The organism is Mycobacterium sp., assembly GCF_035603715.1.
Classification (GTDB): domain Bacteria; phylum Actinomycetota; class Actinomycetes; order Mycobacteriales; family Mycobacteriaceae; genus Mycobacterium.
Genome location: NZ_DATNJW010000179.1, coordinates 1 through 5,398, shown reverse-complemented (window position 1 = coordinate 5,398; position 5,398 = coordinate 1). Strand labels below are relative to the sequence as shown.

Annotated in this window: 4 protein-coding genes; all 4 read left to right on the top strand. The window is 64.4% G+C overall.

Annotated features, from left to right (window positions below):
• The coding region (locus tag VN856_RS07810; protein ID WP_325687755.1) for an ATP-dependent Clp protease proteolytic subunit at nt 1-300 on the top strand (300 nt) is incomplete at its 5' end.
• Between the two features lie 344 nt (nt 301-644).
• Nucleotides 645-1,928: an ATP-dependent Clp protease ATP-binding subunit ClpX gene (gene clpX, locus VN856_RS07805; RefSeq protein ID WP_325687753.1), complete on the top strand. Its 1,284-nt coding sequence runs from the start codon at nt 645-647 to the stop codon at nt 1,926-1,928.
• A gap of 19 nt (nt 1,929-1,947) precedes the next feature.
• Nucleotides 1,948-3,225, top strand: coding sequence for an MFS transporter (locus VN856_RS07800; RefSeq protein WP_325687752.1), 1,278 nt, complete (start codon nt 1,948-1,950; stop codon nt 3,223-3,225).
• Between the two features lie 278 nt (nt 3,226-3,503).
• On the top strand, nt 3,504-5,398 hold a 1,895-nt coding region (locus tag VN856_RS07795), incomplete at its 3' end, for a 2-oxoacid:acceptor oxidoreductase subunit alpha (RefSeq protein WP_414686900.1).

The following is a 5,398-nucleotide window of genomic DNA, read 5'->3' as shown; positions in this document are numbered from 1 at the left end:
CTGGCCGCGGGTACACCGGGTAAGCGCATGGCGTTGCCCAACGCCCGGATACTGATCCACCAGCCGTCGCTGTCCGGCGTGATCCAGGGCCAGTTCTCCGACTTGGAGATTCAGGCCGCCGAGATCGAGCGGATGCGCACGTTGATGGAGACGACGCTGGCGCGCCACACCAACAAGGACGCCGCGGTCGTGCGCAAGGACACCGACCGGGACAAGATCCTGACCGCCGCCGAAGCGAAGGACTACGGGATCATCGACACCGTGCTGGAGTACCGGAAGCTGTCGGCGTCGACGACCTAACTGGCGGCCCGCACGGCCAGTTTCAGGACGCCGCCAGCTCGCCGGGCCGCCGTCGGCGATCAACACGGTATCCTCGGCCACGGTGAATCTCACCGGCCTGATGGATGCCTGACGGGTTCGTCTGCCTCTCAGTCGCATAACGGCCGCGACACGCCAAAGACACGGCGGCGCGTTCAGGCGCGCGTAGGGGACTCCAAGACGATATGTTCAGGCGCACAACACGAATATCACCGACGCGATTCACCTCTATCGGTCGCATCGCCGTGGAGCAAGCGGGTAGCGTCGGGAAATACACGCGACATAGCACAATCAAAACGGTGAACAGGAAGTAGGCCCCCAGCACCATGGCGCGCATCGGAGACGGCGGCGACCTGCTGAAGTGCTCGTTCTGCGGGAAGAGCCAGAAGCAGGTCAAGAAGCTTATTGCGGGGCCAGGCGTGTACATCTGCGATGAGTGCATCGATCTGTGCAACGAGATCATTGAAGAGGAGCTCGCCGACGCCGACGACGTAAAACTCGACGAACTGCCCAAGCCCGCCGAGATCCGGGAATTCCTGGAGGGCTATGTCATCGGTCAGGACACCGCCAAGCGAACCCTCGCGGTCGCGGTCTACAACCACTACAAGCGAATCCAGGCCGGTGAGAAGGGTCGCGACTCCCGCTCCAGCGAGCTGGTCGAGTTGACCAAATCCAACATCTTGATGCTGGGCCCAACCGGCTGCGGGAAGACCTACCTGGCCCAGACCCTGGCCAAGATGCTCAACGTCCCGTTCGCGATCGCCGATGCCACGGCGCTGACCGAGGCCGGCTATGTCGGTGAAGACGTGGAGAACATTCTGCTCAAGCTGATCCAGGCCGCCGACTACGACGTCAAGCGCGCCGAGACCGGCATCATCTACATCGACGAGGTCGACAAGATCGCCCGCAAGAGCGAGAACCCCTCGATCACCCGCGACGTGTCCGGCGAGGGCGTGCAGCAGGCCCTGCTGAAGATCCTGGAGGGCACCCAGGCGTCGGTGCCGCCGCAGGGCGGTCGTAAGCACCCGCACCAGGAGTTCATCCAGATCGACACCACCAACGTGTTGTTCATCGTGGCGGGTGCGTTCGCGGGTCTGGAGAAGATCGTCTCCGACCGCGTCGGCAAGCGCGGTCTGGGCTTCGGGGCCGAGGTGCGCTCCAAGGCCGAGATCGACACCACCGACCACTTCGCCGAGGTCATGCCCGAAGACCTGATCAAGTACGGCCTGATCCCGGAGTTCATCGGCCGTTTGCCGGTGGTCGCCTCGGTGACCAATCTGGACATGGAGTCGCTGGTCAAGATCTTGTCCGAGCCGAAGAACGCTCTGGTCAAGCAGTACACCCGGCTCTTCGAGATGGACAACGTCGAACTCGAGTTCAGCCAGGACGCCTTGGAGGCGATCGCCGACCAGGCGATCCACCGCGGCACCGGGGCCCGTGGCCTGCGCGCGATCATGGAAGAAGTCCTGCTGCCGGTGATGTACGACATCCCCAGCCGCGACGACGTCGCCAAGGTCGTGGTGACCAAGGAGACCGTCCAGGACAACGTGCTGCCGACGATCGTTCCGCGCAAGGCGACACGCGCCGAGCGCCGCGACAAGAGCGCGTAGTAACCCGTCCCGGTAACCGTTGAGCGCTGCTGACGCATTACCGGGACGCACCTCTCACGCGCTGGATCTACTGAACTTCTTTCTGGCCGATGTGCGCGACGGCCTTGGTCCGTACCTGTCGATCTACCTGCTGCTCACGCATCACTGGGATCAAGCCTCGATCGGGTTCGTGATGGGTATCGGTGGACTCGCGGCGATCGCGGCGCAGACGCCGGTCGGCGCCGCGGTGGACCGCACCACGGCAAAGCGAGCGCTGATCGTGGCCGGTGCGCTGACGGTGACCGCCGGGACGCTGGCCATGCCGTTGTTTCCTCGCTTCTTCGCGATTTCGTTGCTACAGGCGCTGACCGGGGTGGCCGGCTCGGTTTTCGCTCCGGCTCTGGCCGCGATCACGCTGGGTCTCGTCGGCACCCGAGCCTTCTCCCGGCGGATCGGGCGCAACGAGTCGTTCAACCACGCCGGTAACGCGACCGCCGGCGCCATCACCGGCGGGCTGGCGTACTGGTTCGGCCCGGCGGTGGTGTTCTGGGTGCTGGCGGTCATGGCAGCCCTCAGTGTGCTGGCGGCGCTGCGGATCCCCGGCGACGCGATCGACCATGACGTCGCTCGCGGCATGGACCACACACCCGGTGATGCCCACCCGTCGCCGTCCGGGGTTGCTGCGCTGTTCCGCGACCGCAGACTGCTGATCTTCGCGGCAGCGATGGTCGCCTTTCATCTCGCCAACGCCGCGATGTTGCCGCTGGTCGGGCAAGTCCTCGCACTGCAGAACAAGGACGTCGGCACCGCGTTGATGGCGACGTGCGTCGTGGCCGCCCAGGCCGTGATGGTGCCGGTGGCGTATCTGGCCGGCGCCAAGGCGGACAGCCTGGGACGAAAGCCGATCTTTCTGGTCGCGTTCGCGTTCCTGACGGCGCGCGGCTTCCTCTACACCTTGTCCGACAGCCCCTACTGGCTCGTCGGCGTCCAGATTCTCGACGGTGTCGGAGCCGGGATCTTCGGCGCGCTGTTCCCGCTCGTCGTGCAGGACCTGACGCACGGGACCGGCCGGTTCAATGTCAGCCTGGGCGCGCTCACCACCATGTGGGGCGTCGGTGCGGCGCTGTCGAACATCGTCGCGGGCTGGATCGTGGTCGCCGCCGGCTATCACGCGGCCTTCATATCGCTGGGAATTGTCGCCGCCGCGGGCCTTGCGCTGTACGCCACGGCCATGCCCGAAACCGGGCCCAACGCCCCCAGAAACGGCGGGTTAACCCAGGCCAGCGGCCTCCCCCGAACGGGGGAGACACGAGGGTAGGCGGTCGCTAGCAAATGTTACTCACGCGTAACTATCGTTCTTAGACTTTGCGGGCAGGTAAAAGTGACGAACGCCACAATTCTTCGTTCCGCGGATTGAAGACGCGTGTTTGACCTCGCGTTTTGCCAACTAAGCGGTAGCGTGACGCTATAGACGGGTGTCCATGAATCCCTAAGAAAAGTGCAATAATCGGTACCGCCAGTGACACAAAAATCGGCCGAGGCTGCACTCGGGTGATTCACACCGGTTTCGACCACATGCCGGTGCGGTGAATAGCTATGGAAGGCGGCGACGTGGGTCCGAGCGAAAACGGAGCCAGGTCAGAATCTGATTCAGATTCCCATCGGCCCGATGCGGAGCTGCCCGGACGGCAAAAGCTGGAAAAAGTCGTCATCCGTTTCGCCGGAGACTCCGGCGACGGCATGCAGCTGACCGGAGACCGGTTTACTTCCGAGGCAGCGCTTTTCGGTAACGACCTGGCCACTCAGCCGAGCTACCCGGCCGAGATTCGCGCACCGCAGGGCACGCTGCCCGGCGTCTCGTCGTTCCAGATCCAGATCGCCGACTACGACATTCTTACCGCCGGCGACCGGCCCGACGTGCTGGTGGCGATGAACCCTGCAGCGTTGAAGGCCAACATCACCGACCTTCCCATCGGTGGATTGGTGATCGCCAACTCCGACGAGTTCACCAAGCGCAATCTGGCCAAGGTCGGTTACGAGGACAACCCGCTGGAGACGGGGGAGTTGTCTGACTACAAGGTCGAGGCCGTCCCGATGACCACGCTGACGCTGGGTGCTGTCGAGGCCATCGGCGCGTCGAAGAAAGACGGGCAGCGCGCCAAAAACATGTTCGCGCTGGGCTTGTTGTCGTGGATGTACGGGCGACCGATCGAGACCAGCGAGCGATTCATCCGGGAGAAGTTCGGCCGCAAGCCCGATGTCGCCGAGGCCAATGTCCTTGCCCTCAAGGCTGGATGGAACTACGGCGAAACCACTGAGGCCTTCGCCACCACCTACCAGATCTCACCTGCGAAACTGCCGACCGGCGAGTATCGCCAGATTTCGGGCAATACCGCTTTGGCCTACGGACTCGTCGCCGCCGGACAGCTTGCCGACCTTCAGGTCGTGCTGGGCAGTTACCCGATCACGCCCGCGTCGGACATCCTGCACGAGCTGTCCAAGCACAAGAACTTCAATGTGCTGACGTTCCAGGCCGAGGATGAGATCGGCGGTATCTGCGCCGCCTTGGGTGCTTCCTACGGTGGTGCGCTCGGGGTCACCAGCACCTCGGGCCCCGGCCTGTCGCTGAAGTCCGAGGCGCTCGGCCTCGCGGTGATGACCGAGCTTCCGCTGATCGTCATCGACGTGCAGCGCGGTGGCCCGTCCACGGGCCTGCCGACCAAGACCGAGCAGGCTGACTTGCTGCAAGCGCTCTATGGCCGCAACGGCGAGTCGCCGGTGGCCGTCGTCGCGCCGCGATCACCGTCGGACTGCTTTGACGCCGCGCTGGAGGCGGTGCGCATCGCTATCTCGTACCACACCCCGGTGATTGTGCTGTCGGACGGCGCGATCGCCAACGGCTCAGAGCCGTGGCGGATTCCGAATGTCGATGAGCTGCAACCGATTCAGCATACCTTCGCCAACCCCGACGAGCCTTTCATGCCTTATGCACGTGACCCGGAAACGCTGGCTCGCCTGTTCGCCGTCCCCGGTACTCCCGGACTCGAGCACCGCATCGGTGGGCTGGAATCCGCGAACGGCAGCGGCGACATCTCCTACGACCCGGCCAATCACGACCTGATGGTGCGGTTGCGGCAAGCCAAGATCGACGGCATCTCGGTTCCTGACCTGGAAGTCGACGATCCGACCGGAGACGCCGAACTGCTGCTGATCGGGTGGGGCAGTTCCTACGGTCCGATCGGAGAGGCGTGCCGACGTGCGCGACGCAACGGCGTCAAGGTTGCCCATGCCCATCTGCGGTACCTCAGACCATTCCCGGCCAACCTGGGCGAGGTGCTGCGGCGTTACCCGCAGGTGGTGGCACCGGAGATGAACTTGGGCCAACTGGCGCTGCTGCTGCGCGGCAAGTACTTGGTCGACGTCCAATCGGTTACCAAGGTCCAGGGCGTTGCGTTCCTGGCCGACGAGGTGGGGCGCCTCATCCGCGCCGC

What these genes read in the sequence shown, in the direction of transcription:
- clpX (WP_325687753.1), top strand. Translation starts at nt 645, where the DNA reads ATGGCGCGCATCGGAGACGGCGGCGACCTGCTGAAGTGCTCGTTCTGC.